Consider the following 25,435-nt stretch of genomic DNA (forward strand, 5'->3'; position numbering starts at 1 on the left):
TGATAGTGCGGGTTCCCGTGTGAAAGTAGGACATCGTCAGGCTATTTACCCCGCAAAGCCCCTGCTCATCTCCTTGAGCAGGGGCTTCGCCTTTTGGGGATCGGGCTTTGGCTGCCTCAAGGTATCGAGGACTTGATACCCAAGGCAGTACACAGGCCAGACTCTTTCGTCTGCCAACGCATTTTGCGTGTGCTCCGAGGGTTGGTGGACGGCCCCGACCGTCAGGGCGCCCGACGAAAAATTGATCGGGTCAGGTCCCATGACCGACCCGACCCGCCCCGTCAGCTCAGGAGCATCAGTCGGCGTATTGACCGGCCGCCTTGATCACCGGGCTCCACTTCTCAATTTCCGCCTCGACAAACTTCTTGTGCTCGGCTCCGCCCACACGGTTGTCGGTCACGATGACGGCGCCCAGGGCCTCTTCACGCTTGATGAAGTCAGCATCTTTGAGGGCCGCACGCAGCGCCGTGTTGATCTTCTCCAAGGTAGCCGCCGGCGTGCCCTTCGGTGCATAGAGGCCGTGCCAGATGGTGACGTTGAACCCCTTCAGGCCCGATTCGTCGAGCGTGGGCAGTTTGGCGAGCGCCGCGGGCTTCAGCCGCTGCGTGGTCGTGACGGCGAACGCCTTCACCTTGCCAGCTTCGATCTGTCCGCTGGTGTTGGTGGTCTGGTCGCACATGATGTCAACCTGGCCGCCCAGCAGATCATTCATGGCGGGCGCCGTGCCCTTGTAAGGCACCGTGGTCATGTCGATCTTGACCGTCGACTGGAACAGCAACCCACACAAGTGCGATGCGGCACCCAGACCTGCGTTGGCAAGGTTGACCTTGCCCTTGTTGGCTTCGAGCCACTTCACGAGCTCGGGATACGTGTTGGCCGGTAGCGTGGGGCGGCCGATCAGCGTCATCGGCACCTCGTTGACCAGGCCCAGGTACTCGAAGTCGTCCAGGGTCTTGTATGGCAGGCTCCGATACAAGGACGGCGATGTTGCCATCCCGATGTGGTGCAGCAGCAGGGTGTAGCCGTCGGGTGCGGCCTTCGCCACCTTCGCGGCGCCCAGGGTGCCGCCTGCACCTCCGACGTTCTCGATGATCACCGTGGCACCCAAGGGCTTGCGCAGAGCTTCGGCCAGATCGCGGCCAACTTTGTCTGTCGGGCCACCCGCCGTGAACGGCACGACGATCGTGATGGGCTTGCTGGGGTACTGTGCCCATACGGCGGCACTGACGGCGGCCAGCGCGCCGCCCACCAGAAATTTCTTCATGAGGCTCTCCTTCAATGACGGTGCATGCGCACGGTGGCGTCATGCTAGTCAAGCGCATGAAGGGCGTACCGTCGGTCACTACGTAGGGGGCGGCCCGGGGTCAGGGCCAGGCCTTCGGCCGCCGCTACTATTTGCCGCGCTTCAGCGGTAACTGCGACGGTCCTCTATCACCTTGCCGTCGTTGGCCAAGGCACCCGGCGCCACCATGGTGATGTCGGCCCTCAGCTTCGTGATGTCGCGCACGCTGACGGTGAGCGACGACGCGAGCGCCTCCGACGGGACGGCAGTCTCGACGAACAAGGTCAGGCGGTCGCTGGCCATCTCACCCTCGACCACCATCCTGGCACGACGAACGTCGGCGGCATGCCTGCGAACCACCTCGGCAACCTGGCTCGGATGGACGAACATGCCGCGCACCTTGGTGGTCTGGTCCGCCCGGCCCATCCAGCCGGCGATGCGTGTGTGGGTGCGGCCCGTCGGGCAGGGGCCGGGCAGCACGGCGCTCAGGTCGCCCGTACCGAAGCGCACGAGTGGGTAGTCCGGATCGAACGTCGTCACCACCACCTCCCCCACCTCGCCTTCAGGCACGGGATCGCCTGTGCCGGGCCTCACGATCTCAACCAGGATCTGCTCATCCAATACCAGGCCTTCCCGTGCTTGCGTCTCGTAGGCGATGAGACCGAGATCGGCCGTCGCATAACACTGGTAGCCGTCGATGCCCCGGGCTGCCAGCCAATCCCGGAGGGACGCCGGAAACGCCTCGCCGCTGACGAGTGCCTTCTGTAACGACAACGTGGTCCGCTGCTCGGCGGCTTTGTCCACGACGATCTTCAGGAAGCTGGGTGTGCCGCAGTAGCCCTGAGGACGCAAATCCGCCATGGCTTGCAGCTGCAGGTCGGTGTTGCCCGTTCCGCCCGGGAACACCGTGCAGCCCAATGCGTGAGCGCCTTCTTCCATCATCGCGCCGGCAGGGGTGAGGTGGTAGCTGAAGCTGTTATGTACGAGATCTCCCGGCCGGAAACCCGCAGCGTGCAGCGCACGGGCCATGCGCCAGCCGTCCGGACCCCCCCCTTGCGGCTCGTAGATCGGCCCCGGCGACTGGAACACCCGCTTCGCCGGGCGGGTGCGTCCGAGGGCCGACCAGCCGCAAGCCGCGAAGCCCGCAAACGGATCACCGCCCCGTTGGTGGGCCTGCTGCTCCAGCAATTCGTGTTTGCGCAGCACGGGCAGTTGCGCCAGCGCGGCTCGCGTGGTGACGCTCTGCGGGTCGATGTGCGCAAGCCGCGCCGCGTGCGCCGCACTCGCCGCCTTGGCGTGCGCCAGCTGCCGCGGCAAGGCCGCCAGCAGCGCCGCCTCGCGCGCTTCGGGTTCGCGCGTTTCCAGCGCGTCGAAATAGACGGTGCTCATTCGTCCTGGCGCCAGCGCGCGAGTTGGATTTTCAGGTGGTCGACGAAACGGCGGACGTCGGCGCTGGACGCCAGACGGTGGACCGTCCATTCCGGCGTACGGGCCGGGCGTTTGACCAGCCGCACCTCGATGGCGGTGTCGCCGCCGCCGAGCTCGACCACCGCCAGGCCGGCCTCGGTGTAGCGCGACCCTTGCTCGCTGAGCTTCAGGTCGCGCAGCTGGCGCTTCAGCTGCACCAGCGCCTCCGCCGGCTTGAACAGCGGCGGGGCGAAGAAATCGTTGTCGGACATGCGCGGTTCTCCGGATGCGTGGCGCCGATCAGGCCAGCCAGCGCTTGCGGCGCTTGTAGCTCTTCACGTCGCGGAAGCTCTTGCGCCCCTCGCCGCCGGCGCCGAGGTAGAACTCCTTGACGTCCTCGTTCTCGCGCAGCGCCGCGGCCTTGCCGTCCATCACCACGCGGCCGCTCTCCAGGATGTAGCCGAAGTCGGCGTAGCGCAGCGCCATGTTGGTGTTCTGCTCGGCCAGCAGAAAGGTCACGCGCTCCTTGGTGTTCAGGTCCTTCACGATCTCGAACACCTCTTCGACGATCTGCGGGGCCAGCCCCATCGACGGCTCGTCGAGCAGCACCATCTTCGGGTTGGCCATCAGTGCACGGCCGATCGCGCACATCTGCTGCTCGCCGCCGGAGGTGTAGGCCGCCTGGCTGGTGCGGCGCGTCTTCAGGCGGGGGAAGTAGTTGTAGACCTTCTCCAGCGTCGCGGCCACGCCGCCCTTGCCGTCGCGCCGTGTGTAGGCCCCGGTCAACAGGTTCTCCTCGATGGTCAGGTGCGCGAAGCAATGGCGGCCTTCCATCACCTGGATCACGCCGCGGTCCACCAGGCTGGCTGGCGTCAGGTTCTCGATGCGCTCGCCGCGCAGCGAGATGGAGCCCTTCGTGACGGCGCCGCGCTCCGCGTGCAGCAGGTTCGAGACGGCCCGCAGCGTGGTCGTCTTGCCTGCGCCGTTGGCGCCCAACAGCGCCACGATCGATCCCTCGTCGACCCGCAGCGACACACCCTTGAGCACGAGGATCACGTGGTTGTAGATCACCTCGATGCCGTTGACGTCCAGCAGTTGCGTCATGGGAAGCTTCCAGGAACAGGTTCTTGATCCAGCAGCCACCGCGGATCCGGCTTTGCCGGGCCGCCAGTGGCTCCCCCTCGAGGGGGAGCGCCTTAAGGCGCTCCGGGGACGGTCAACAAGCTCTGGGCTTGATGTTCTTGTCCTTGGCGTACTTGGCCGACAGTTCCTTGACCAGCGGCTCGATGATCGTCTGGTCCGCCTGGTACCAGTCGGACACGAGGTTCCACTTGCCGCCGTCCCACTGGACGATGCGAGCCCAGTCGGTGCCCATGTGATTGCTGCACGAGGTCTTGACCGGCCGCATGATTTCGCCGAAGCCCAGCGCCTTCAGCTTGTCGGCCGAGAGGTCGAGGTTCTCGAAGCCCCAGCGCACCTGTTCGGGGGTCATCACCTTGCCCTTGCCGTACTTCTCCTGCGCCGCGCGGATCGCTTCCACCTGCAGCATCGAGATCATCATGCCCCGCGTGTGCGCCATCACGCCGACCTCGCTCGCGGCACCGGCCGTGCCCTGGCCCTTGTCGTAGACGAACTTCTTCAGGTCGTCATGCACCTTGTCCTTGGCCGAGCTGTTGTGGATGGTGATCGCGTTGTAGCCCTTGGCGCCCGCGCCGATGTCCTTGACGTCGTGGTCGGAGCCGGCCCACCAGATCGCGTAGATCTTCTCGCGCGGATAGCCGCTGGCCTGCGCCTCGCGGATGCCGGCGGGCGTCATCACGCCGGCCGACCAGAACAGCACGTAGTCGGGCCGTTGCTGGCGGATCTGCAGCCAGGTCGACTTCTGCTCCACCCCCGGCGGCGTCACCGGGAACAGCGACAGCTCGAAACCCTCCTTCGCCGCGCGCTTCTGCAGCAGCAGGATCGGCTCCTTGCCGTAGGGCGAGTCGTGGTAGACCAGCGCGATCTTCTTGCCCTTCAGGCTGCCTTTCTCCTTCTTCAGGATGTCCTGGATCATCACGTCGGCCGCCGTCCAGTAGGTGCCCAGCAGCGGGAAGTTCCACTCGAAGACCGTGCCGTCCACCGACTGCGACAGGCCGTAGCCCAGCGTCTCGATCGACACCTTGTCGTTGAAGGCCTTGTCCGTCACCGCGAAGGTGATGCCCGTCGACTGCGGATCGAAGCCCGAGGCGCCGCTGCCCTTGCTCTTCAGGCGCTCGTAGCATTCCACGCCCTTGGCCGCGTCATAGGCTGTCTCGCACTCCTCGAACACCAGCTTCACGCCGTTGACGCCGCCGTCGCGGGCGTTGATCAGCTTCAGGTAGTCCTGCTTGCCGTCGGCCCACGGGATGCCGAGCGGCGCGAACTGGCCCGTGCGGTACACCAGCAGCGGCACGAACTGTTCCGCCGCCTGCGCCTGGGCCGGCAGCGGTGCCGCGGAGAACGTGGCGGCAGCCGCGAAGGCTGCAGCGGTGACGGTGAGCGATCCGAACATCTTCATGGGTTGTCTCCGTGAGGGTTGGGGGGCCATGCGGTCTGCGCCGCGGTGTCAGTGGGGGAAGGGCCAGAGGCGGAGCTTTTCGCGCGCGGTGAGCCACAGCCGTGCCAGGCCGTGCGGCTCGACGATCAGGAAGAACACGATCAATGCGCCGAAGATCATGTGTTCCAGGTGCGAGGCCGTCGCGGTCGACAGCGGCAGCCCCAGCCAGTGCGGCACGTAGTTCAGCAGCAGCGGCAGCAGCACGATGAAGGCCGCGCCGAAAAACGCGCCGGAGATCGAGCCCAGCCCGCCGATGATCACCATGAACAGCAGCTGGAACGAGCGGTCGATGCTGAACGCCGCCGGCTCCCAGGAGCCCAGGTGCACGAAGCCCCACAGGGCGCCGGCCACGCCGACGATGAACGAGCTGACCGCGAAGGCCGACAGCTTCGCGTAGACCGGCCGGATGCCGATGACCGCGGCGGCCACGTCCATGTCGCGGATGGCCATCCACTGCCGGCCGATCGCGCCGCGCACCAGGTTCTTGGCCAGCAGCCCGAAGATGCAGACGATGGCCAGGCACAACAGGTACTTCTGCACCGGCGTCTCCACGGGCACGCCGAACACCGACAGCGCGCCGACGCTGACCGAACCGGACGGCGAATCGTTCGTCACCCACTTCACGCGGTTGGTGAACCAGTCGGTGAAGAACTGCGCCGCCAGCGTCGCCACCGCCAGGTACAGCCCGCGGATGCGCAGGCTGGGGATGCCGAACAGCACGCCGAACACCGTGGCCGCCACGCCACCGCCGATCAGCGACAACAGCAGCGGCATGCCTTCGATGCGCACCTGCAGGTTGTAGGCGGCATAGGCGCCGATCGCCATGAAGGCCCCGGTGCCCAGCGAGATCTGCCCGCAGTAGCCCACCAGGATGTTCAAGCCCATCGCGGCGAGCGAGAGGATCAGGAACGGGATCAGGATCGCGCGGAAGAAGTAGTCGCTGGCCAGCCAGGGCACGGCGACGAACGCGACAAGCAGCAGCAGATACATGCCGATGCGGTCCTGCAGCACCGGGAAGATCTGCAGGTCGGCGCGGTAGGTCTGCTTGAACTGGCCGTTTTCTCTGTACAGCATTGCCGGTCGCTCCCGTTACACGCGATCGATGATCTTGTCGCCGAAGAGGCCCTGCGGCCGCAGCAGCAGGAAGCCGAGTGCCAGCACGTAGGCGAACCAGTTCTCGATGCCGCCGCCGAGCATCGGGCCGATGTAGATCTCCGAAAGCTTCTCGCCCGAACCGATGATCAGCCCGCCGACGATGGCGCCGGGCACCGAGGTGAGCCCGCCCAGGATCACCACCGGCAGCGCCTTCAGCGCGACCAGCGAGATCGAGAACTGCACGCCCAGCTTGCTGCCCCAGATGATCCCGGCCACCAGCGCGACGATGCCACCGATCGACCACACGATCACCCAGATGCGCGACAGCGGAATGCCGATCGACTGCGCGGCCTGGTGGTCGTCGGCCACCGCACGCAGGGCACGGCCGGTGGCCGTCTTCTGGAAGAAGAGCGACAGCGCGGCCACCAGCAGCGCGGCGATCAGCGCGGCGTAGAGGTCTTCCTTGCTCAGCAGCAGGCCGCCCTGGAAGGTGTCTTCCAGCACGATCATCGGGTCCTTGGGCATGCCGACATCGATCTTGTAGGTGGCGCTGCCGAACAGCAGCTGCCCTGCGCCGTCGATGAAGTAGGCGATGCCCAGCGTGGCCATCAGCAGCGCGATCGGCTCCTGCCCGACCAGCGAGCGCAGCGCCAGCCGCTCGATCAGCCAGGCCACCCCCACCATCACCGCGACCGCGGCGATGAGCGCCAGCACGTTGGCCAGGAACAGGCTCTCGAAGCCGAACCACTTCGGGAACCACTCCGAGAAGCGCGCCATCGCCAGCGCCGCGAACAGCACCATCGCGCCCTGCGCGAAGTTGAAGACCCCGCTGGCCTTGAAGATCAGCACGAAGCCCAGCGCCACCAGCGCGTAGAGCATGCCGGCCATCAGGCCGCCGAAGAGTGTCTCGAGGAAGAATCCCATGTTGCTGCTCCGGGGCTCAATGCGTGGTGCCCAGGTACGCGCGGATCACGTCCTCGTTGCCGCGTACTTCGTCCGGCGTGCCGTCGCCGATCTTCTTGCCGTAGTCGAGCACCACCACGCGGTCGGAGATGTCCATCACCACGCCCATGTCGTGTTCGATCAGCACGATCGTCGTGCCGAACTCGTCGTTCACGTCGAGGATGAAGCGGCACATGTCCTGCTTCTCCTCGACGTTCATGCCGGCCATCGGCTCGTCGAGCAGCAGCACCTGCGGCTCCATCGCCAGCGCGCGGCCCAGGTCGACGCGCTTCTGCAGCCCGTAGGGCAGGCGGCCCACCGGCGTCTTGCGCCAGGGCTGGATCTCGAGGAAGTCGATGATGCGCTCCACCTTCTCCCGGTGCGCGATCTCCTCGCGCTCCGCCGGCCCCCAGCGCAGCGCCTGCAGGAAGATGTTGCTCTTCATGCGCAGGTTGCGGCCGGTCATGATGTTGTCGAGCACGCTCATGCCCTTGAACAGCGCGAGGTTCTGGAAGGTGCGCGCCACGCCCATCTCGGCCACCTGCCGCGAGTTCATGTGCTTGAAGGTCTGGCCGCGGAAGGTGATGGCGCCTTCCTGCGGCGCGTACACGCCGTTGATGCAGTTGAGCATCGAGCTCTTGCCGGCGCCGTTGGGGCCGATGATGGCGCGCACCTCGTGCTCGCGCACGTCGAAGCTGATGTCGGTGAGCGCCTTGACGCCGCCGAAGCGCAAGCTGATGTTGCGCACGTCGAGGATCACGTCGCCGATGCGCCTGCCGGCCGCAACGGGGGGCTCGGCCTGGCTGGCCGAAGGAGGCTCCGCCGAGGCCTGCGAGGTGAACATCGCGCCGGCGGGCAGGGCGTGGACTGCTGGGCTCATCGTCGGTGTCTCCAGGGCGGTGTGTGCTGCGCAGGCCTCAGGCGGCCCGGCCGAGCGGCGCGAAGGTCTTCGCGTCGGCGATCTTCAACGTCGCCGAGACCATGCCGCTGCGGCCGTCCTCGAACTTCACGGCCGTCTCGATGAACTGTTCGGCTTTGCCGCCGTACAGCGCCTCCACCAGCACGCCATAGCGTTCGGCGATGAAGCCGCGGCGGACCTTGCGCGTGCGGGTCAGCTCGCCGTCGTCGGCATCCAGCTCCTTGTGCAGCACCAGGAAGCGGCTGATCTGGGAACCGGCGAGCCGCTCGTCGGCGGCGAGGTCCGCGTTTACCTGCTCGACGCACTCGCGGATCAGTTCGTACACCTCCGGCTTGCCGGCCAGGTCGGTGTAGCCGGCGTAGGGCAGGTTGCGCCGCTCGGCCCAGTTGCCCACCGCTTCCACGTCGATGTTGATGAAGGCGCAGACCCGGTCCCGGCCGTCGCCGAAGGCCACCGCCTCCTTGATGTGGGGAAAGAACTTCAGCTTGTTCTCGACGTACTTGGGCGCGAACATCGCGCCGTCGTTCGCGCCGCCGCGCAGCCGGCCCACGTCCTTCGCGCGGTCGATGATCTTCAGGTGGCCGCCGGCATCCAGGAAGCCGGCGTCGCCCGTGCGGTACCAGCCGTCGGGCGTCAGCACCTCGGCCGTGGCCGCGTCGTTCTTGTAGTAGCCCTTGAGCAGCCCGGGCGAGCGCACGAGGATCTCGCCGCTGTCGGCCACGCGGATCTCCACGCCGTCGATCGGCACACCCACCGTGTCTGCCTTCACCTCGTGATCGGGCTGCAGGCACACGAACACGGCCGTCTCGGTCGAGCCGTAGAGCTGCTTCAGGTTGATGCCGATGGAGCGGTAGAACGTGAAGAGGTCGGGCCCGATCGCCTCGCCCGCCGTGTAGGCCACGCGCACGCGGGAGAAGCCCAGCGTGTTGCGCAACGGGCCGTAGACCAGCAGGTCGCCCAACGCGTATTTCAGGCGGTCGAGCGTGCCGACAGGCTGGCCATCCATGCGGGCCGGCCCCACGCGCTTGGCGAGATCGAGGCCGCGGCGGAACAGCCAGCGCTTGAAGCGGCCCGCGTCCTCCATGCGGATCATCACGCTGGTGAGCAGGCCTTCGAAGATGCGCGGCGGCGCGAAGTAGTAGGTCGGCCCGATCTCCTTCAGGTCGATCATGACCGTGCTGGCCGACTCGGGGCAGTTCACCACGTAGCCGCAGGCCAGCCACTGCGCGTAGCTGAAGATGTTCTGCCCGATCCAGGCCGGCGGCAGGTAGGCCAGCACCTCCTCGTGCTCGGTCAGCTTGTCGAAGCGCTGGCCGGCACGCGCGCGGTCGAGCAGCGAGGCGTGCGTGTGCACCACGCCCTTCGGGTGGCCGGTGGTGCCGGAGGTGAAGAACATCGCCGCCACATCGCCGGGCGACGCCGATGCCACGGTCTGGTCGAAGAAGCTGGGCTGCTGGCGGTCGAACGCCTGGCCCTGCTCGCGCAGCGCGTCGAGCGACGCCAGCCCCGGCTCCGTGTAGTTGCGCAGCCCCCTCGGGTCGTCGAACCAGATGCGATCGAGCCGCGGGCACTGGGCGCGGACCTCGATCAGCTTGTCGACCTGCTCCTGGTCTTCCACCACCGCAAACGCCACCTCGGCGTTGTTGATGGGGTAGACGAACTCCGCCGCCACCGCGTCCTGGTACAGCGGCACCGGTACCGCCCCCAGCGCCTGTGCCGCGAGCATGCAGGCGTACAGGCGCGGCCGGTTCTCGCCGATCACCACCAGGTGCTGGCCCCGCTGCAGGCCGGCGAGATGCAGGCCGCAGGCCAGCGCGCGCACGAGCCCGGCGAGCTGAGACCAGTCGGTCGTCTGCCAGATGCCGTACTCCTTCTCACGCAATGCCGGGGCATGGGGCCGCTGGCGGGCGTGATCGAGCATCAACCGGGGGAAGGTGCTGTCCAAGGCGCTTTCTCCTTGCAATGACTGCACTGTAGGAACAAGTTTGACGCCCGGTTGTCGTTCTGACGACAATCCTAGGGACAGTACGCCCCGGTGCTTACCCGGAGCGGTTTGGACAGAGGACACCGGTGGACCTTCGCTCGAACGACCTGCCGCGCGCGTCGACGCTGCGCCACCGCGTGCGCGCGGCGCGGCCGGGCGAGCTGGAGATGATCCCTTGGCTGCGTGTGCTGGGCCCGGAGGACCGGGCGCGGACGGTGGCCGACCTGCAGCTCGCCGATGCCGAGCCGGGTGAACGCTTGTGCCGCATCGGCCGGCCGGCGGCGCTGTGGTTCGGCGTGATCGACGGGTTGTTGAAGATGACCAACGACGACTCGGTCGACGCGGCGATCACCTATTCCGGCCTGCCGCCCGGTGCCTGGTTTGGCGAGGGCACGCTGCTCAAGCGCGAGAGCTACCGCTACAACATCGAGACCCTGCGCCGCAGCGTGGTGGCGGGCCTGCCGATCGGCACGTTCGAGTGGTTGCTGGAGCGCAGCATCCCGTTCAACCGCTACCTGATGAACCAGCTCAACGAGCGCGTGAGCCAGTTCATCGCCGCGCGCGAAACGGATCGCCTGACCGACCCCGACACCCGCGTCGCACGCAGCCTCGGCGGGCTCTTCCATCCGGTGCTGTTCCCCGGCGTGGGCACGGTGCTGCGCATCACGCAGCAGGAGCTGGGCTACCTGGTGGGGCTGTCGCGCCAGCGGGTGAACGAGGCGCTGCGCGCGCTGCAGTCCGCCGGCCTGATCCGCATCGAGTACGGCGGCGTGCAGGTGCTGGACCTGGAGGGGCTGCGGCGCTATCGCCCGCGATGACGTGTGGGCAGGGGTACGACGGAGTTCGCGCCTGATGGCCGCAGGCCACTGCGGTCATGCGTGGTGCGCAGACGGCCGCCGTGTCTGCCGCCGACAGCAGTCGACCAGCTGCTGGAGGGCAAAAAAAGAGGAAGCGCCTCCGGCGAGGCGCTTCCTTGCGCAGCAACGCTAACCCACACGCGTCCTTGTCCGGTGACGGGAACGGGACAAGCGCCCCCTCCGTCGGACCGAGGCGCGTGCTCTTGGCTGTCCCGTCGTCGCCGGGGAGGACCGGCACGGCCGGGACGTGCGCCTGCATGCAGGGTGTATGCCAATGCCACCGGGGCCGCCGGCCGCGCCAAGCCATTGATTTGGAAGAAGGTCGTGGCGCGCCCGTGCCGGCAGTCCGTCTCGCCTCCCGGTCGAGCGGACGGCTTTCCGCCCCCGTGTTTCGCATCCCGGCCGTCATCCAATGAAGGACCGGGGAACGATGATCGAGGGCCACGGCGGCAGGCCGTGAGGCTCACAGCCCGTACTTCTTGATCTTGTCGTTCAACGTCGTCTTGGCCACGCGCAGCGCCTTCGCGCTGTGCGCGATGTTGCCGCTGTGGCGGCTCAGCTCGGCGGCGATGAGGCTGCGCTCGAAGCCTTCCACCATCTCCGACAGCGAGGCGCTGGCATCGGCGTGCTCGCCGATCGCGGCGGGGCCGGCGCCGAGCACGTCCTTGCGGATGCCCAGCACCAGGCATTCCGCCACGTTGCGCAGCTCGCGCACGTTGCCGGGCCACGAGTGCGCCATCAGGCGCTGCATCTGTTCGACGGTGACCGTCGGCTGCGCACGGCCGTAGCGGCTGGCCGCCAGCAGCATGAAGTGCTCCATCAGCAGCGGGATGTCCTCGCGCCGCTCGCGCAGCGGCGGCAGCTCGATCGACACCACGTTGAGGCGGTAGTACAGGTCGGCACGGAACGCGTTCTCGCTCGCGCGCTGCAGCAGGTCGTCCTTGGTGGCGGCTACCACACGCACGTCGACCGGCAGGCTCTGGTTGGAGCCCAGCCGCTCGATGCGGCGGTCCTGCAGCACGCGCAGCAGCTTGATCTGCATGCCCATCGGCATGCTCTCCAGCTCGTCGAGGAACAGCGTGCCGCCGTTGGCGTATTCGATCTTGCCCACGCGGCGCTTCTGCGCCCCGGTGAAGGCGCCGGCCTCGTGGCCGAACAGCTCGCTGTCGAGCAGGTTGTCGGGCATGCCGCCGCAGTTCAGCGCGACGAAGGGCGCGTTCTTGCGGGTCGACATCTCGTGCAGCGACTGCGCCACCACCTCCTTGCCGGTGCCGGTTTCGCCGTGGATCAGCACATCCACCGGCGAGTCGGCCACCTCCATGATGAGCTGGCGCACGCGGTCGATCTGCGGCGAGCGGCCCATCAGCCGCCCCTCCAGGCCGCTGCGCTTGTCGAGCATGCGCCGCAGCGTCGCGACCTCCATCGTCAGCGCGCGCTTCTCCATGGCGCGGCCGACGACCTCGGTCAGCGTCTCCGGGGAAAAGGGCTTGGGAATGAAGTCGTAGGCGCCGCTGCGCATGGCCTCGACGGCCAGGCTCACGTCGCCGTGGCCGGTGATCATGATCACCGGCAGGCCGGCGTCCAGCTCGCGGCAGTGCCGCACCAGCGACAGGCCGTCGGAGCCCGGCAGCCGCATGTCGGTGACGACGACGCCGGCGAAGCCCGCCTCGATGCGCTGCATCGCCGCCTCGGCCGTGTCGACGGCGTCCACCGGTACGTCGGCCAGCTGCATGGCTTGCACGCAGCCGAGCTGCACATGGGGATCGTCCTCGACGATCAGTACCGAAAGACCGTTGTTCATGCGGTGAGTGTCTCCTGCGAAGCCGCGGCGGGCAGCCGCAGGCTGAAGCACGCGCCGCCGTCGGGCCGGCTGTGCGCCTCGATGTCGCCGCCGAACTCGCGGGCGATGTCGCGCGATATGGCCAAACCCAGACCCAGGCCCGCGCCTTGTGTCTTGGTGGTGAAGAAGGGTTCGAACAGATGGGCCAGCGTCTTCTCGTCGAGGCCGGCACCGCTGTCGATCACGTCGATGCGCGCCCAGCGGGGCGGCCCCGCATCGGGGTCGGCTTCCTCGTAGTCGGCGGCGAGCGTCAGCGTCTTTGTGGGCGAGTTGGCCATGGCGTCGATGGCGTTGCCGACGAGGTTGATCAGCACCTGCTCCAGCCGGTTGGCGTCGCACCAGGCGGTGACCGCGCCGGGCTCGCACAGGTTGACGACCTCGATGCCTTCCTTGCGCAGCCGCAGACCGTAGAGGAACAGCGCATTGCCCAGCGCCACCGCGACATCGGTGCGTGCGGGCGCCGGATCGGACTTGCGCGCGAACCCCTTCAGCGGATGGATGATGCTGCCCATCTGGTCCGCCAGGCGGGCGATGATGCCGAGGTTGCCCGAGAGCGTCTTCATGTCGCCGCGCTTGAGGAACTCGATGGCGTTGCCCGACAGCGTGCGGATCGCGCCCAGCGGCTGCGTCAGCTCGTGGGTGATGCCGGTGGCCAGCTGGCCGAGCACGGCCATCTTGGCCGCGTGCACCAGTTCGCTCTGCGTGGCCCGCAGGGTCTGCTCGGCCTGTTCGCGGTCGGCCACCTCCTTGCGCAGGCGGTCGTTGGCGTCGGTGAGGTCCTGTGTGCGCGTCGCGACCTTCTGCTCCAGCTCGGCGTTCGCGCGTTCCAGCAACTGGCGCGATTCCAGCCGCTGGCGCTGGATGCGCCGGCGCTGGGCGATGAACAGCGCCAGCAGCAGCAGGAAGGCCGCTGCCACCGAGGCCATCATCCCGTTGAAGGCCGCGGCGGTGCGCACCTCCCGCAGGTCGAGGAACATCATCACCCGCCAGTCCATGCCGTCGAGCGGCCGGCTCAGCACGAGCATGCCGCCGCCGGAGGTGCTGCGCATCAGCTGCTGCGGGCCGGCCTGCCCGCGGCTGTCGACGAGTTGGCCGTCCTCGCCGATCCACAACAGCGGCGACAGCGGGAACGGCCGGATGCGCATGCTGTTGTACATGCGGGTCAGCAGGAGGTCGACGCGGCGTTCCACCGGCAGGTCGACCAGCGCCGTGTAGCGCCAGCCCGGCTGCGACGAGTGGATGACCACCTGGTTGGCGTCGGCCAGCAGCGCCGGCGAGCCCACCATCTGCCAGGTCTGGTCGATGGGCTCCAGGCTGATCTTGATCGCGGCCACGCCGATCACCCGTGCGCCGTCGCGGATGGGATGCGAGACGAAGTAGCCGGGCTCGCCGCGCACGCCGATGGCGAAGTGCCGTCCGACGCGGCCGGACAGCGCTTCGAGGAAGTAGGGGCGGAAGGAGACGTCCTCGCCGACGCGGCTGTCGTCGGCGCGGTCGGTGTTGCTCGACGCGAGCACCACGCCCCGGTCGTTGAGGACGAAGGCAGACACGCTGCCCACGTGCGCGTTGAGGCGCCGCAGGTAGCTGTCGGCCGCCTGCACGCGGCGCGGGTTCGCCGGGTCGCGCAGCAGGTTGAGCACATCGTGGCTGAGCTGGATGGTCGCCGGCACGTGCTCGAGCCGCTTGACCATGCCTTCGACCGCCGATGCGAAGAGATCGAGCCGATGGTTGGATTCGGCCCGCAGCGAGGCGATGCCCTGGTTCTCGCTCAGGTGGAAGCCGAGCCAGGAACTGGCGGTGATGAAGGACACCGCCAGCGCGCCCCACAACAGCCGGCGCCAGAAGGGCAGGACGGGCCTGCCGGGCGCCTGCTGGGAGCTCACTTCTCGGCGTAGTCTTCCATCGGCTTGTCGTTCGGGTTCGCCCAAGCCGACTTCGTCGCTTCCGACGCCGGCAGGCCGACCTTGGTGTTGGTCGGGGGAATCGGCTGCATGAACCACTTGTCGTAGAGCTTGGCGATGTCGCCGCGCGCGATCTGCGCCTTGATGCTGTCATCCACGGCCTTCTTGAAGGCCGGGTCGTCCTTGCGGATCATGATAGCGATCGGCTCGACCGACAGCACTTCGCCGACGATCTTGTAGTCGGCCGGGGCCTTCGACTTGGAGATGTTGCCGGCCAGGATCTGGCCGTCCATCACGAAGGCATCGGCGCGGCCCGACTCGAGCAGCAGGAAGGAGTCGGAGTGGTCCTTGCCCATCACTTCCTTGAACTCGACGCCGTTGGCGCGGCGGTGCTTGCGCAGCGTCTGCACCGAGGTCGTGCCGGTGGTGGTGGCGATGGTCTTGCCCTTCAGGTCGGCGATCGAGTTGATGCCGGAGTTGGCCTTGACCGCGATGCGCACTTCTTCCACGTAGGTGGTGACGGCGAAGGCCACGTCCTTCTGGCGGGCGGCGTTGTTGGTGGTGGAGCCGCACTCGATGTCGACCGTGCCGTTGACGACCAGCGGGATGCGGTTCTGCGAGGTGACCGGCTGGTACTTGATGTCCAGCTTGGCCAGGCCGAGCTGCTTCTGCACGTCGGCCAGCACGTTCTGGCAGATGTCGTAGTGGAAGCCGGTGTACTTGCCGTCGCCCAGCGTGTAGGCCAGCGCGCCGGAGGATTCGCGCGTGCCCACGGTCACGCTGCCGGAGTCCTTGATCTTCTTCAGGGTGTCGGCGTGCGCGGTGCCCAAGGCCAGCAGCGCAGCGATCGTGAACAGGGTCTTCGTCATGCTTGTCTCTTTCAGAGAGGGGTGGGGAAAGGGGTGTGGAGACGGCAACCGCCGGTCACAAGGGTTTGTCGGTGGGCGCCCGGTAGAGTTCCAGCAGCGCGTCGGAGGGCGGCCAGTTGAGGTTCAGCCCCTTGGGAGGGATGGGCCGCTGGAACCACTTTGTGTAGATCTTCAGCGCCTCGCCCGATTGCATCAGCCGGGTGAGCTCGCGATCCACGACCTTCTTGAACGCCACGTCGCCGCGCCTCATCATGCAGCCGTAGGCCTCGGCGGACATCGGCGAGCCGACGACGATCCAGTCTTCCGGCTGCTGCGCCTTGGCGCGTTCGCCATAGAGCAGTGCGTCGTCCATCATGAAGGCCTCGGCACGGCCGAGTTCCAGCAGCTGGAACGACTCGCCGTGGTCCTTCGCGATGACGATGTTGATCGTGCCGCCGATGCGCTCGTTGAAGGTGCGCAGCAGCCGCTCCGAGGTGGTCGCCGCCGTCACCACCACGCTGCGGCCGGCGAGATCGGGGAAATCGCGGATGCCCGAGCGCCGGTTGGTCATCAGCCGCGTGCCGATCACGAAGATCGAGGTGGAGAAGGCGACCTGCCGGGCGCGCTCCTCGTTGTGCGTCGTGGAGCCGCACTCGATGTCGACGGTGCCGTTTTGCACGAGGGGGATGCGGTTCTGCGGCGTGACGGGCACCAGCTTGATCGTCAGCGCAGGCAACCGCAGTTCGGCCCGGATCCCGTCCAGCATCTTCAGCATCAGCTCGTGGGAGTAGCCCACCACCTGGCGCTTGTTGTCGTAGTAGGAGAACGGCACCGACGACTCGCGGTGTCCGAGGTTGATCGTCGCGGTCTCGGCAACCTTGGCCAGCGTGTCGCCGTTCTGCGCATGCGCACCCGCGCCGGCGGCGAGCAGGGCCGACCAGGCGAGAACGATGCGGACAAGAACGGTGAAATGCTTCATGCGGTGGCACGGGGGCCGCGACGGGTGGACTTCTTACTGCACGAGGCGTGCCAACGCTCGTCGACGCGATTTTGAGGCGGATCCGTCGGCATCCCGGCCGCAGCGGCGGGCACCGGGGGCGCCTGGAATCGGAAATCCGTCACGTCGCTTTCCGGTGGCGTCGGTTTTTCGGCCGCAGGGCGCTTGGGCCGGGGCGGGCGGCGCCGCGCCGCCGGTAGTGGCCCGGGGAATCAGGGAAGACCCTTGGGTGATCGAGCGGTACACCACCGGTTCAGAGGGGGGCGGACGGAAATCCGTGTGCTTGTCTATACAACTTTCCGGCGCGACGGATGGCCGTTTTGCGGCGGTCGTGTGACCCAGGGTGAAGCAGTGTGAACGCTGGCACGTTTCACGCATGAGGAGCCCATCGGCCAGCCCGGCCGTCGATCCCGCCGTGGCGGATCGTTCCGTAGCCTTTGGAGATGGGAACTAATGTCCAAGCCAACCTGCCCAACGAAGCTCGTCGCCGCAATGGCCCTGGCCCTGGCCAGCCTTGCGGCACCGGCGCACGATGCCAATACCTCCAGCGAGGAGTTGGGCGCCGTGCTGTCCATCGTCGTGCCCTACGCGCATGAGAGCCAGCTGTCCATCGCGACCAAGCTGCTCGACCACCCCTACGTCGATCAGGACAAGATGGAGGTGCACGCCGAGGTGTCGCCGGTCGAGTTCGAGGCCCTCAAGGCCGCAGGCCTGAGCCCGCAGATCAACGAGGCGGAGACGGCGCGGATCAAGCACTTCATCGAGTCGCGGGCGCAGGACGTCAAGTCGGGCAACATCGCGCGTGCGCTGAATGCCAAGCCGAGCAGCATCGCCAACGGCGTGCACTCGTGCTACCGGACCGTCGAGCAGGTCTATGCGACCTACGAAGAGCTGGCCGCCAAGTATCCGAAGCTCGCCCGCGTGCAGACGCTGGGCAAGTCGTGGATGGGCACCAAGCAGGTGGTCCCGCCGGTCGGCACCGCGGTGCCCGACAACTCCAGTTCGTCGTTCGCGAACCTGCTGATCAAGTACCTGCCGCCGTCGATCGTCACCCGCTTCAACCTGAGCCTGTTCCCGGTGGATCCGGCGCCGATCAAGGTGATCGTGGTGGGCAACTTCGAGAAGCAGGACGCCCAGGCCGAAGCACCGCCCGCGATGCTGTGGACCGGCGGCATCCATGCGCGCGAGTACGCGCCGCAGGAAGTCGGCGTGAAGTTCATCGAGTGGCTGCTCGAGAACTACGAGACCGACGCCAATGCCCGCATGATGGTGGACACCAACCGGTACCACCTGGTCATCCACAACCCGGACGGCCGCAAGCTCGCGGAGCAGGACATCTCGGCCCGCCAGCGCAAGAACACCAACTACGAGACCGCCCGCTGCACCACCACCAGCGGCGGCGTGGCCAACACGCTGAGCTCGGGCGTCGACCTGAACCGCAACTACCCGTTCGGCTGGGCCACCGGCGGCACCGGCGGCTCCGACGGCAACACCTGCGGCGAAACCTACCGGGGCACGGGCCCGGCGTCCGAGCCGGAAACCCAGGCCGTGCTGAACTACATGCGCGGCACCTGGAACCAAGCCGCGTGCCGTTGGGAAGGCGGGGCGCTGCCCGACGGCCGCCCGAAGAGCTCGACCTACTGCAACCCCGAGAACCGCGACAACAACGGCACGGGTGAACTCGACTGGACGTCCGGCGCGAGCGAGGATTATCCGGGCGGCGTGTTCATCGACCTGCACAGCAATGCGCGCGCCGTGCTGTGGCCGTGGGGCGTGGAGCGGGCCGAGAACGGCTTCAACACCCACACGCCCAACAACAAGGGCATGGCCGTCATCGCCCAGCGCCTGTCCTACCACAACCGGTATTCGTCGCAGCAGCTCCTGAGCTACAACACCGAAGGCACGACCAAGGACGCCGCCTACGGCTACCTCGGTGCGCCGGCCTACACGGTGGAAATGGGCCGGTCGTTCTACGAGGACTGCGGCGTGTTCGAGCGCGAGACCTATCCGGAGAACTTCAACGGCTTCCATTACCTGAGCCGCGTGCTGCACCGCGTCTACAAGCTGCCGTTCGGCCCCGACACGGTGGACGTGAAGGTGGGTGCGGCGACGGTGGAGTCGGGCAAGACGGTGACGGTCACCGCGACGATCGACGACAACCGCTACCGCTACTCCAACGCGGGCCAGTCCACGATCAAGCCGCCGCCGTACCCGGTGGTCTACAACGTGACCGGCGCCAAGGCCTACATCAACCAGCTGCCCTGGGAGCCGGGCGCGCAGGGCCAGGACATGACGCTGTCGGCGTCGGACCAGGCCAAGTCCGATTATCCCGACGCGACCAAGACCGCCTCGGTCGAGCTGAAGACCGACGGGCTGCCGGCCGGCCGCCACATGGTCTACGTGCAAGGTACCAACGCCGACGGCAAGCCGGGCGCCGTGTCGGCCGCGTTCCTGGACGTCACCGAGAAGCGCAGTTCCGGTGGCGGCGGTGCACTGGGCTGGTTCGATCTGGGCGCGATGGCCGCGGGCCTCGCAGCGCTGGTCGGCCTGCGCCGTCGCCGCAGCCACTGAGCAGGGGCCTGTTTTTTCTGCCCCTCGGGCCTGCACGATGAGGCGGTCCGTGGGGCGCAACGATCGAAAAAGGATTTACAGATGAACTTGACGACGAAGAAGCGGCTGCTGCTGACCACGGTGTACAGCGCCTCGGTGCTGGCGTTGGCCGCCTGCGGCGGCAGCGGCGGCGGCGACGGCGACACGCCGGGCGGCCCTGCCGCGACGCTCGAAGGCATGGTCATCGATGGCGCCCTGGGCAATGCCAAGGTCTGCCTCGATGTGAATGAAAACCGCGTGTGCGATGCCGACGAACCCTCCGCGGCGACTGCGGCCAACGGCAGCTTCAAGCTCGAGGCGCCCGAGGACCTGCTGGCGGCGCACACGGTGCTGGCGGTGGCGGCGGCCGGGACGACCACCGACGCTGACTACGGTCCGGTGAAGAAGAGCTACACCCTGGCCGCGCCCGCCGGCAAGGGGGCGCTGATCTCGCCGTTCACGACCTTGCTGCAATCGGAGTTGGACGGCGGACGTTCCGCGAACCTGGCGCAGGCCGAGATCACGCTGAGCAACCGCCTGGTGGGCACGGCCGGCGACACGGGGGGCCTGACGGTCTACTCGAACTACCTGCCGCTGCCGGCCGAAGCCAACGATGCCTACGCCGCGAAGCGTGCGCGCATGTACGGCATCGGCCAGATCCTGACGCGTGGCTTCGCCGAGACGGCGGAGACCTCGGGCCTCACCGGCAAGGCGGGCTTCGGCGCGCTGGGCCTGGTGGCGACCGGTTCGCTGCAGCAACTCGCATCGCAGGTCAGTGCCTCGCTGACGGAGGCCCAGCGCGACGTGCTGTTCGCTTCCATCAAAGACAGCCTGGTGCCTACGCCGGCCACGCTGGCCACCGTGGCGGCGCTCGCCACGAAGACCCAAGCCGCCCCGATCGAAGGCGCGTGGACCGGCACCAAGACGCTGCCGACCGGCGAGACGGTCACCGAGCTCTACGTGTTCCTGCCCGATGGTGCCTACATGCACCGGGTGATCACGACCAGTTCGACGACCAGCACGCTGTTCGACAACGGCTTCGGCGCCCGCTACGGTCGCTACACCTTCGCCAACGGCACGCTCACGACCACGGTGCTGGATGCCGCCGAAGTCTCCGGCCCGCAGGCGGGTGCGCTGACGGGCGTGACGCTGAACGGTGACCAGCTCACCGGCGCGGGCCTGAACCTCAGCCGCGTGTCGAGTGCGTCTGGTGTCGTCGGCGCCTGGGTGCGGCCTGACGGCAGCGCGGAGCCCGAGGTGCTGGTGATGTTCGGCGACGGCACGTTCGTCCACAGCACGTTCTATTCGCAGCACGATCCGGCCACCGGCACTGCGCCCGCGCTGGAGACCGCCCGCTACCCCGGCATGCGCAAGGGCACATACGCCCAGGCCGTCCCGGCATCCGGTTCGCCGGCGCCGGCCCAGCCGGTGTTCGAGTTCGGCGAGACGCCCACCGTCGCGTTCAACGGCGCCCTCGCCGTCCCGAGCACGCCGGGCGTGGCCTCGCTGCAGGCGGACGGCAGCCTGTCGATGACGGGCTTGCGCATGGTGAAGCTCGGCACGGCGGCGTCGGCGAAGGCGTACTCCGGACTGAACGAGGCGACCCGTTCGCGCATCTGGTCGGGCCGCTTCTTCACCCGCACGGTGAACCCCGGCACGGGCAACCGCACGCAGTACCTCTACGTCCGCGGCCCGAACGACGTCATGACCTTCTGGCAGGCGCCGACCGGCAGCAGCGCCACCGTGGCGTGCGACATCTCGAGCACCAACGGCGCCGTGCTGCCCTTCACGCAGGTCGATCCGTCGGATGGCCTGCTGAAGCAGTTCGTCGTGGGAACGGGCACGGCTGCCTCCGCCGGTGCAGCGCAGCGCCGCCTCAACATCGGCGTGCCGGGCACCGTCACGACCTTCACGCCGGCCGGCCGGCCGACCGACGCAACCGCACGCTGCGCCGTGCCGCTGTGATGGCCTGACCAGCGCCAGGGAGCAGGGCCGCAGCATGCTGCGGCCCTGAGCGACCCGGCAGCCGCCCCCTGGGCGCTGCCGGGCTTTTTTCTTTCAGCGGCCCGGCGTCACCACGATGTTCGCGATGCCGCTGGCCACATGCCCCGCCGGGACGTGGCCAGCGGCGTTCTCGATGTGCCCCGTCTGGTCGTCGAAGAAGAAGTCGGGCTCGAACTCGCGCAGGAACTCGCCCTTGGGCAGCCCGCCCAGGAACATCGCGGCGTCGACGTCGATGTGCCAGTCCATCAGCGTGCGGATCGCGCGTTCATGCGCCGGTGCGCTGCGGGCCGTCACCAGCGCCGTGCGCAGGCGCATGCCGGTCGCCGGGGCCTGCTGCTGCAAGGTGTGCAGCGCCTGCAGCAGGGGCTTGAACGGCCCCGCGGCCAGCGGTGTGACGGCATGCTCCCGCTCGTGGGACTGGAAGGCGTCGAGCCCCCCGTGCCGAAAGACCCGCTCGGCCTCGTCCGAGAACAGCACGGCATCGCCGTCGAAGGCGATGCGCACCTCGTTCGGGTGCGCATCGGAGGCGCGCTTCGAGTGAGGGAAGACCCGCGCCGCCGGCACGCCGGCCTCCAACGCCGAGCGCACGTCCGCCTCGTTGGTCGACAGGAACAGGTGTGCGTTCAGTGGCCGCAGGTAGCGCCACGGGCTTTCGCCGCGGGTGAACACGCCGCGCTCGACCGGCAGGCCATAGTGCTGCGCCGAGCGGAACACCCGCATGCCCGACACCGGGTCGTTGCGCGAGAGGATCACCACTTCGGTCAGCCGCTGCGCCGCCGGATCGGTGCCGTTGAAGGCGAGCAGCTTGTGCACCAGCGAAAACGCCACGCCGGGGCGTGCCGGTTGCTCCAGGCGCTGCAGCTGCAGCTGCATGTAGGCGCGGTCGTCGTGCGCCTCGAAGATGCGGTTCTCTTCCTCGAAGTCGAAGAGGGCGCGCGAGGAGATGGCCACCACGAGGCGGCCGTCGAGCGTGACGGGCATGCGGCCGATGATACGGCCGCACCCCGCGGCGTCGTCAGTGGTGGAAGCCGATCGGCGGGCGGCGGGCGTGGCCGCCCGGCAGGTCGCGCAGCTCAATGCGGTCGCGGCCGTCCAGCCGCGCGTTGCCGAAGGCCGCCATCCATGCGCGGCGCATCTCGCGCGGCGCCAGCTCGGCCATGCGGTCGAGCACCGCCTCGGGCGGCTCGGGCTCGAAGCGGCGGCCCCAGTCGTGGCCGCCCCGGATGCCCGCGTACAGCCGCAGCGCGATCGAGCGGGCGGCGTCGCGGTCCGGCGCCTGCACCTCGTAGACGTTCATCCGGTTCAGGATGGGCTCGGGGATCGCGCGCTCGTCGTTCGCGGTGGCCACCCAGATCATCTGGCTGGCGTCGATGGGCACCTCGGCGAATTCGTCGGTGAAGCTGTGCGCGGTGTCGTGCTCGAGCAGGCTGTACAGCGCGCCCAGCGGGTCGTAGGCATGCTCGCCGCGGGCCTTGTCGATCTCGTCGACGACCATCACCGGGTTGGCATAGGCGCCGTCGACCAGCGTCTCGAAGACCTTGCCCGGCCGCGCACCCTTCCACTGCGACGACGCGCCCGACAGCACCCAGCCGGCCGTCAGGCTGCTCATCGAGACGAAGCCCATGCCGGTGCCGAGCAGCTGCGCGACCTCGCGCGCGAAGTGCGTCTTGCCGACGCCCGGCGGGCCGAGCAGCAGCATCGGGGTGATCTCCAGCGCATCGCGGCTGTCGTGGCACAGCGCGAGCTGGCGCCGCACGTCGTCGAGCGCCTCGTGGAAGTTGGGCAGCTCGTCGTAGAGGTGCTCCATCGCCGGCAGGCCGGAGGGCTTGACCTGGAAGCGCTCGGCGCCCTTGACGAGCATGCGCTCGTAGGTGGAGCGCAGGCTCTCGTGTTCCTTGGGCGGCAGCTTGGCCAGCTTGCGCTCGACCTCGTCCATGCGGTAGACGCTGCGCATCTGCGCCAGGGGGATGTTCGTTCCGTTCGGGATCGGAACCAGGTCGGTGCTGGTGGGGGTTGTTTCGACCATGCGAGCCTCCTTGCCGTGCAGCTTCATTGCAGCGCAACGTGCCCGCGACCAAGGTGCGATCAGCAGGTCAAAGACGCCGCAATTGCCATCCAAGTGTGAGCAAGTATCGCGCCTGAAGCCACCCCGCGGCACCGGGTGGTTACTGCGTGGCGACGCGGTTGCGGCCGGCCTGCTGGGCGCGCGCGAGGGCCTGCTCGGCGCTTTCCATGAGCGTGTCGACGGTGCCGGCATCGCCGCTCTCCAGCGTCGCCGCGCCGATCGTGACGGTCACCGGCGCGGCCGGCGCCACGGGCCCGAGCTCAGCCACCGCGGTGCGCACGCGCTCCCCGATGGTGACGGCGGTGTCCGTGCCGGTCTGCGGCAGCAGCACGGCGAAGCTGTCGCCGCCATGGCGCGCCAGCGTGTCGTAATCGCGCAGGCCGCTGCGGCAGGCCTGCGCGACGCGCTGGAGCACGTCGTCGCCGGCGTCGTGGCCCCGCGCATCGTTGATATGGCGCAGCGCGTCGATGTCGATCACCAGCACCGACATCGGCACCTGCGCGCGCCGGCTGCGCAGCAGCTCGGCCTCCGCGAAGACGAAGAACTGGCGCCGGCTGCACACGCCGGTGAGCGGGTCGATCAGCGCGAGGCGCTCGGCTTCGGCATGGGCGTCGTCCACTTCCTGCAGCAGCCGCACCAGCAGCCGCACGGCCGACGGCGCGGCCAGCATCGCGGGCAGGGCGGCGCCCAGCAGCGGCCAGGTCCAGGCGCTGGTCGGCACATGGGCCAGCGCGAGCACGGCCGCCGCGATCAGCGCGGCCAGCGGAGCGGCCACGGCCATCGCCAGCAATGCGGCGCGGCGCGGTCCCAGGTTCAGCAGCAGGCGGCGCAGCGGCGCTGCCGATCCGGGGTTGGGCGCCGCCGGCGTGCTCACTTCACCCAGGTGTTGAGCTGGATGATCGGCAGCAGCACGGCCAGCACGATCAGCATCACCACGATGCCCATGGCCACGATCAGCAGCGGCTCCAGCAGCGTGGCCAGCGCCATCGCGCGGCGCTGCACCTCGGCGCCCATCTGCGCGGCGGCACGACCGAGCATGGCGGGCAGCGTGCCGGTCTGTTCGCCGAGCCGCGCGAACATCGCCAGCAGCCCGGGGAAGCGCTTCTTGCCCGCCATCGCTGAGGCCAGCGGCGCGCCCTCGCGCACACGCACCAGCGCATCCATCGCGTCGGCGCGCATCGCGCGGTTCGACAGCGTCTCCGCCGCCGCCTGCAGCGCCTTCAGGATGGGCACGCCGGCCCCGGCGAGCATGGCCAGCGTGCTGGCGAAGCGCGCGGCGTTGTAGCCCCGCGCCAGCCGGCCGATCAGCGGCAGCGTCAGCCAGCCGGCGTCGAAGCGCTGGCGGAAGCCCTCGTTGCGCAGCGCGAACATCAGCGTCCCGAAGCCGCCGGCGATCGCCAGCAGCGCGAACCAGCCGTAGTGGCGCACGAAGTCGCTGATCGCGAGCATCGCCACGGTGAGGCCCGGCAGCGCCCGCTTGCTGTTGGTGAAGACCGAGGCCACCTGCGGCACGACGTAGGTGACCAGGAAGATGACGATCACCACGGCGATCAGCGACACGATCGCCGGGTACAGCGCGGCGCCGATGAGCTTGGCGCGCAGGGCCTGCCGCTCCTCGAGGTCGTCGGCCATCTTCTCCAGCACGATGCCGAGCGCGCCGCTCTGCTCGCCGGCCGCCACCACGGCGCGGTACACGTCGTCGAAGTCGCGCGGCGCGCTCGCCAGCGCGCGGGCGAAGCTGGCACCGGCGTTGACTTCGCTCTTGAGATGGGCGATCAGCTCGCGCTGCCGGGTGTCGTCGGCTTCGTCCGACAGGGCCGTCAGTGCCCGTTCGAGCGGCAGGCCTGAACCCACCAGCCCGGCCAGCTGCCGGGTCCAGACCGTCAGCGCGGTGGTATTGAACACGCGGCGGCCGCCGCGGGCCGGGCCGCCGTCGAGTGCGGAAGGCGCGGAGGCCGCGCCCACCGGCGAGACGGCCAGCGGCACCAGCGCCTGCGCACGCAGCTGCGCCCGGGCCGCGCGGGCGTTGTCGGCTTCCAGCAGGCCGGTGGACGACTTGCCGGCGGCGTCGAGGGCTTCGAAACGGTAGGCGGGCATGGGTCTTCAGCGAGGGCGCGGGTCGGGGAG

General features: G+C 68.4%; 20 protein-coding genes. 3 read left to right on the forward strand and 17 right to left on the reverse strand.

The features are described from left to right. Window positions 1-295: 295 nt before the first annotated feature. The 9 genes from V4F39_RS20865 to V4F39_RS20905 form a co-directional block, all read right to left on the reverse strand. On the reverse strand, window positions 296-1,264 hold the full coding sequence (locus V4F39_RS20865; protein WP_332291857.1) for a tripartite tricarboxylate transporter substrate-binding protein: 969 nt from the start codon (window positions 1,262-1,264) through the stop codon (window positions 296-298). 141 nt (window positions 1,265-1,405) lie between these two features. Beyond that, window positions 1,406-2,671 carry a phenylacetate--CoA ligase family protein gene (locus V4F39_RS20870; protein WP_332291858.1) on the reverse strand — a complete coding sequence of 422 codons (1,266 nt, stop codon included), beginning with the start codon at window positions 2,669-2,671 and terminating at the stop codon, window positions 1,406-1,408. Beyond that, window positions 2,668-2,961, reverse strand: a complete 294-nt coding sequence (locus V4F39_RS20875; RefSeq protein ID WP_332291860.1) for a hypothetical protein — start codon at window positions 2,959-2,961, stop codon at window positions 2,668-2,670. Before V4F39_RS20875 ends, V4F39_RS20870 begins: the two co-directional genes overlap by 4 nt. Before the next feature lie 28 nt (window positions 2,962-2,989). After that, complete coding sequence (locus tag V4F39_RS20880; protein ID WP_332291861.1) at window positions 2,990-3,793, reverse strand: ABC transporter ATP-binding protein; 804 nt, start codon at window positions 3,791-3,793, stop codon at window positions 2,990-2,992. Window positions 3,794-3,905: 112 nt separating this feature from the next. Further along, window positions 3,906-5,228 carry an ABC transporter substrate-binding protein gene (locus V4F39_RS20885; RefSeq protein ID WP_332291863.1) on the reverse strand — a complete coding sequence of 441 codons (1,323 nt, stop codon included), beginning with the start codon at window positions 5,226-5,228 and terminating at the stop codon, window positions 3,906-3,908. Between the two features lie 48 nt (window positions 5,229-5,276). After that, entirely contained in the window at window positions 5,277-6,341 is a 1,065-nt protein-coding gene (locus V4F39_RS20890) for a branched-chain amino acid ABC transporter permease (protein ID WP_332291865.1), read from the reverse strand. Between the two features lie 15 nt (window positions 6,342-6,356). After that, window positions 6,357-7,286 (reverse strand): branched-chain amino acid ABC transporter permease, encoded by a 930-nt coding sequence (locus V4F39_RS20895; protein WP_332291867.1) that lies wholly within the window; start codon window positions 7,284-7,286, stop codon window positions 6,357-6,359. Between the two features lie 16 nt (window positions 7,287-7,302). Further along, window positions 7,303-8,184, reverse strand: a complete 882-nt coding sequence (locus tag V4F39_RS20900) for an ABC transporter ATP-binding protein (RefSeq protein WP_378235105.1) — start codon at window positions 8,182-8,184, stop codon at window positions 7,303-7,305. A gap of 37 nt (window positions 8,185-8,221) precedes the next feature. Continuing rightward, window positions 8,222-10,168: an AMP-dependent synthetase/ligase gene (locus tag V4F39_RS20905; RefSeq protein WP_332291868.1), complete on the reverse strand. Its 1,947-nt coding sequence runs from the start codon at window positions 10,166-10,168 to the stop codon at window positions 8,222-8,224. 206 nt (window positions 10,169-10,374) lie between these two features. On the opposite strand from V4F39_RS20905, the gene V4F39_RS20910 reads away from it, so the two are divergent. Beyond that, window positions 10,375-11,025: a Crp/Fnr family transcriptional regulator gene (locus tag V4F39_RS20910; protein WP_332292069.1), complete on the forward strand. Its 651-nt coding sequence runs from the start codon at window positions 10,375-10,377 to the stop codon at window positions 11,023-11,025. A gap of 502 nt (window positions 11,026-11,527) precedes the next feature. Here V4F39_RS20910 and V4F39_RS20915 read toward each other — a convergent pair. The 4 genes from V4F39_RS20915 to V4F39_RS20930 are packed head-to-tail and all read right to left on the reverse strand — an operon-like array spanning window position 11,528 to window position 16,632. Beyond that, entirely contained in the window at window positions 11,528-12,865 is a 1,338-nt protein-coding gene (locus tag V4F39_RS20915; protein WP_332291869.1) for a sigma-54-dependent transcriptional regulator, read from the reverse strand. Further along, on the reverse strand, window positions 12,862-14,787 hold the full coding sequence (locus V4F39_RS20920; RefSeq protein WP_332291870.1) for an ATP-binding protein: 1,926 nt from the start codon (window positions 14,785-14,787) through the stop codon (window positions 12,862-12,864). Before V4F39_RS20920 ends, V4F39_RS20915 begins: the two co-directional genes overlap by 4 nt. Next, the gene (locus tag V4F39_RS20925; protein ID WP_332291871.1) at window positions 14,784-15,674 is read right to left on the reverse strand and encodes an amino acid ABC transporter substrate-binding protein; all 891 of its coding nucleotides are present in this window, start codon (window positions 15,672-15,674) and stop codon (window positions 14,784-14,786) included. Before V4F39_RS20925 ends, V4F39_RS20920 begins: the two co-directional genes overlap by 4 nt. 55 nt (window positions 15,675-15,729) lie before the next feature. Next, window positions 15,730-16,632: a glutamate/aspartate ABC transporter substrate-binding protein gene (locus V4F39_RS20930; protein WP_332291872.1), complete on the reverse strand. Its 903-nt coding sequence runs from the start codon at window positions 16,630-16,632 to the stop codon at window positions 15,730-15,732. A 510-nt stretch (window positions 16,633-17,142) separates the two neighbouring features. Here V4F39_RS20930 and V4F39_RS20935 point away from each other — a divergent pair. Then, window positions 17,143-19,221 (forward strand): M14 family zinc carboxypeptidase, encoded by a 2,079-nt coding sequence (locus V4F39_RS20935; RefSeq protein WP_332291873.1) that lies wholly within the window; start codon window positions 17,143-17,145, stop codon window positions 19,219-19,221. Between the two features lie 81 nt (window positions 19,222-19,302). Continuing rightward, complete coding sequence (locus V4F39_RS20940; protein ID WP_332291874.1) at window positions 19,303-21,204, forward strand: hypothetical protein; 1,902 nt, start codon at window positions 19,303-19,305, stop codon at window positions 21,202-21,204. A 93-nt stretch (window positions 21,205-21,297) separates the two neighbouring features. On the opposite strand, the gene V4F39_RS20945 is transcribed toward V4F39_RS20940, so the two are convergent. The 4 genes from V4F39_RS20945 to gspF form a co-directional block, all read right to left on the reverse strand. Continuing rightward, on the reverse strand, window positions 21,298-22,224 hold the full coding sequence (locus V4F39_RS20945; RefSeq protein WP_332291875.1) for a 5'-nucleotidase: 927 nt from the start codon (window positions 22,222-22,224) through the stop codon (window positions 21,298-21,300). A 34-nt stretch (window positions 22,225-22,258) separates the two neighbouring features. Further along, a complete protein-coding gene (locus V4F39_RS20950; RefSeq protein WP_332291877.1) occupies window positions 22,259-23,269 on the reverse strand; it encodes an AAA family ATPase in 1,011 nt (336 codons plus the stop codon). A 139-nt stretch (window positions 23,270-23,408) separates the two neighbouring features. After that, window positions 23,409-24,182, reverse strand: coding sequence for a GGDEF domain-containing protein (locus V4F39_RS20955; protein ID WP_332291878.1), 774 nt, complete (start codon window positions 24,180-24,182; stop codon window positions 23,409-23,411). Then, entirely contained in the window at window positions 24,179-25,405 is a 1,227-nt protein-coding gene (gene gspF / locus V4F39_RS20960; RefSeq protein WP_332291880.1) for a type II secretion system inner membrane protein GspF, read from the reverse strand. The genes V4F39_RS20955 and gspF overlap by 4 nt, the downstream gene beginning before the upstream one ends. Window positions 25,406-25,435 lie beyond the last annotated feature (30 nt).

Source organism: Aquincola agrisoli (assembly GCF_036621135.1).
Lineage (GTDB): Bacteria > Pseudomonadota > Gammaproteobacteria > Burkholderiales > Burkholderiaceae_C > Aquincola > Aquincola agrisoli.

Coding starts and splice junctions, on each gene's coding strand:
- V4F39_RS20865 (WP_332291857.1), bottom strand. CDS start 1,264: ATGAAGAAATTTCTGGTGGGCGGCGCGCTGGCCGCCGTCAGTGCCGCC.
- V4F39_RS20870 (WP_332291858.1), bottom strand. CDS start 2,671: ATGAGCACCGTCTATTTCGACGCGCTGGAAACGCGCGAACCCGAAGCG.
- V4F39_RS20875 (WP_332291860.1), bottom strand. CDS start 2,961: ATGTCCGACAACGATTTCTTCGCCCCGCCGCTGTTCAAGCCGGCGGAG.
- V4F39_RS20880 (WP_332291861.1), bottom strand. CDS start 3,793: ATGACGCAACTGCTGGACGTCAACGGCATCGAGGTGATCTACAACCAC.
- V4F39_RS20885 (WP_332291863.1), bottom strand. CDS start 5,228: ATGAAGATGTTCGGATCGCTCACCGTCACCGCTGCAGCCTTCGCGGCT.
- V4F39_RS20890 (WP_332291865.1), bottom strand. CDS start 6,341: ATGCTGTACAGAGAAAACGGCCAGTTCAAGCAGACCTACCGCGCCGAC.
- V4F39_RS20895 (WP_332291867.1), bottom strand. CDS start 7,286: ATGGGATTCTTCCTCGAGACACTCTTCGGCGGCCTGATGGCCGGCATG.
- V4F39_RS20900 (WP_378235105.1), bottom strand. CDS start 8,184: ATGAGCCCAGCAGTCCACGCCCTGCCCGCCGGCGCGATGTTCACCTCG.
- V4F39_RS20910 (WP_332292069.1), top strand. CDS start 10,375: ATGATCCCTTGGCTGCGTGTGCTGGGCCCGGAGGACCGGGCGCGGACG.
- V4F39_RS20915 (WP_332291869.1), bottom strand. CDS start 12,865: ATGAACAACGGTCTTTCGGTACTGATCGTCGAGGACGATCCCCATGTG.
- V4F39_RS20925 (WP_332291871.1), bottom strand. CDS start 15,674: ATGACGAAGACCCTGTTCACGATCGCTGCGCTGCTGGCCTTGGGCACC.
- V4F39_RS20930 (WP_332291872.1), bottom strand. CDS start 16,632: ATGAAGCATTTCACCGTTCTTGTCCGCATCGTTCTCGCCTGGTCGGCC.
- V4F39_RS20935 (WP_332291873.1), top strand. CDS start 17,143: ATGGCCCTGGCCCTGGCCAGCCTTGCGGCACCGGCGCACGATGCCAAT.
- V4F39_RS20940 (WP_332291874.1), top strand. CDS start 19,303: ATGAACTTGACGACGAAGAAGCGGCTGCTGCTGACCACGGTGTACAGC.
- V4F39_RS20945 (WP_332291875.1), bottom strand. CDS start 22,224: ATGCCCGTCACGCTCGACGGCCGCCTCGTGGTGGCCATCTCCTCGCGC.
- V4F39_RS20950 (WP_332291877.1), bottom strand. CDS start 23,269: ATGGTCGAAACAACCCCCACCAGCACCGACCTGGTTCCGATCCCGAAC.
- gspF (WP_332291880.1), bottom strand. CDS start 25,405: ATGCCCGCCTACCGTTTCGAAGCCCTCGACGCCGCCGGCAAGTCGTCC.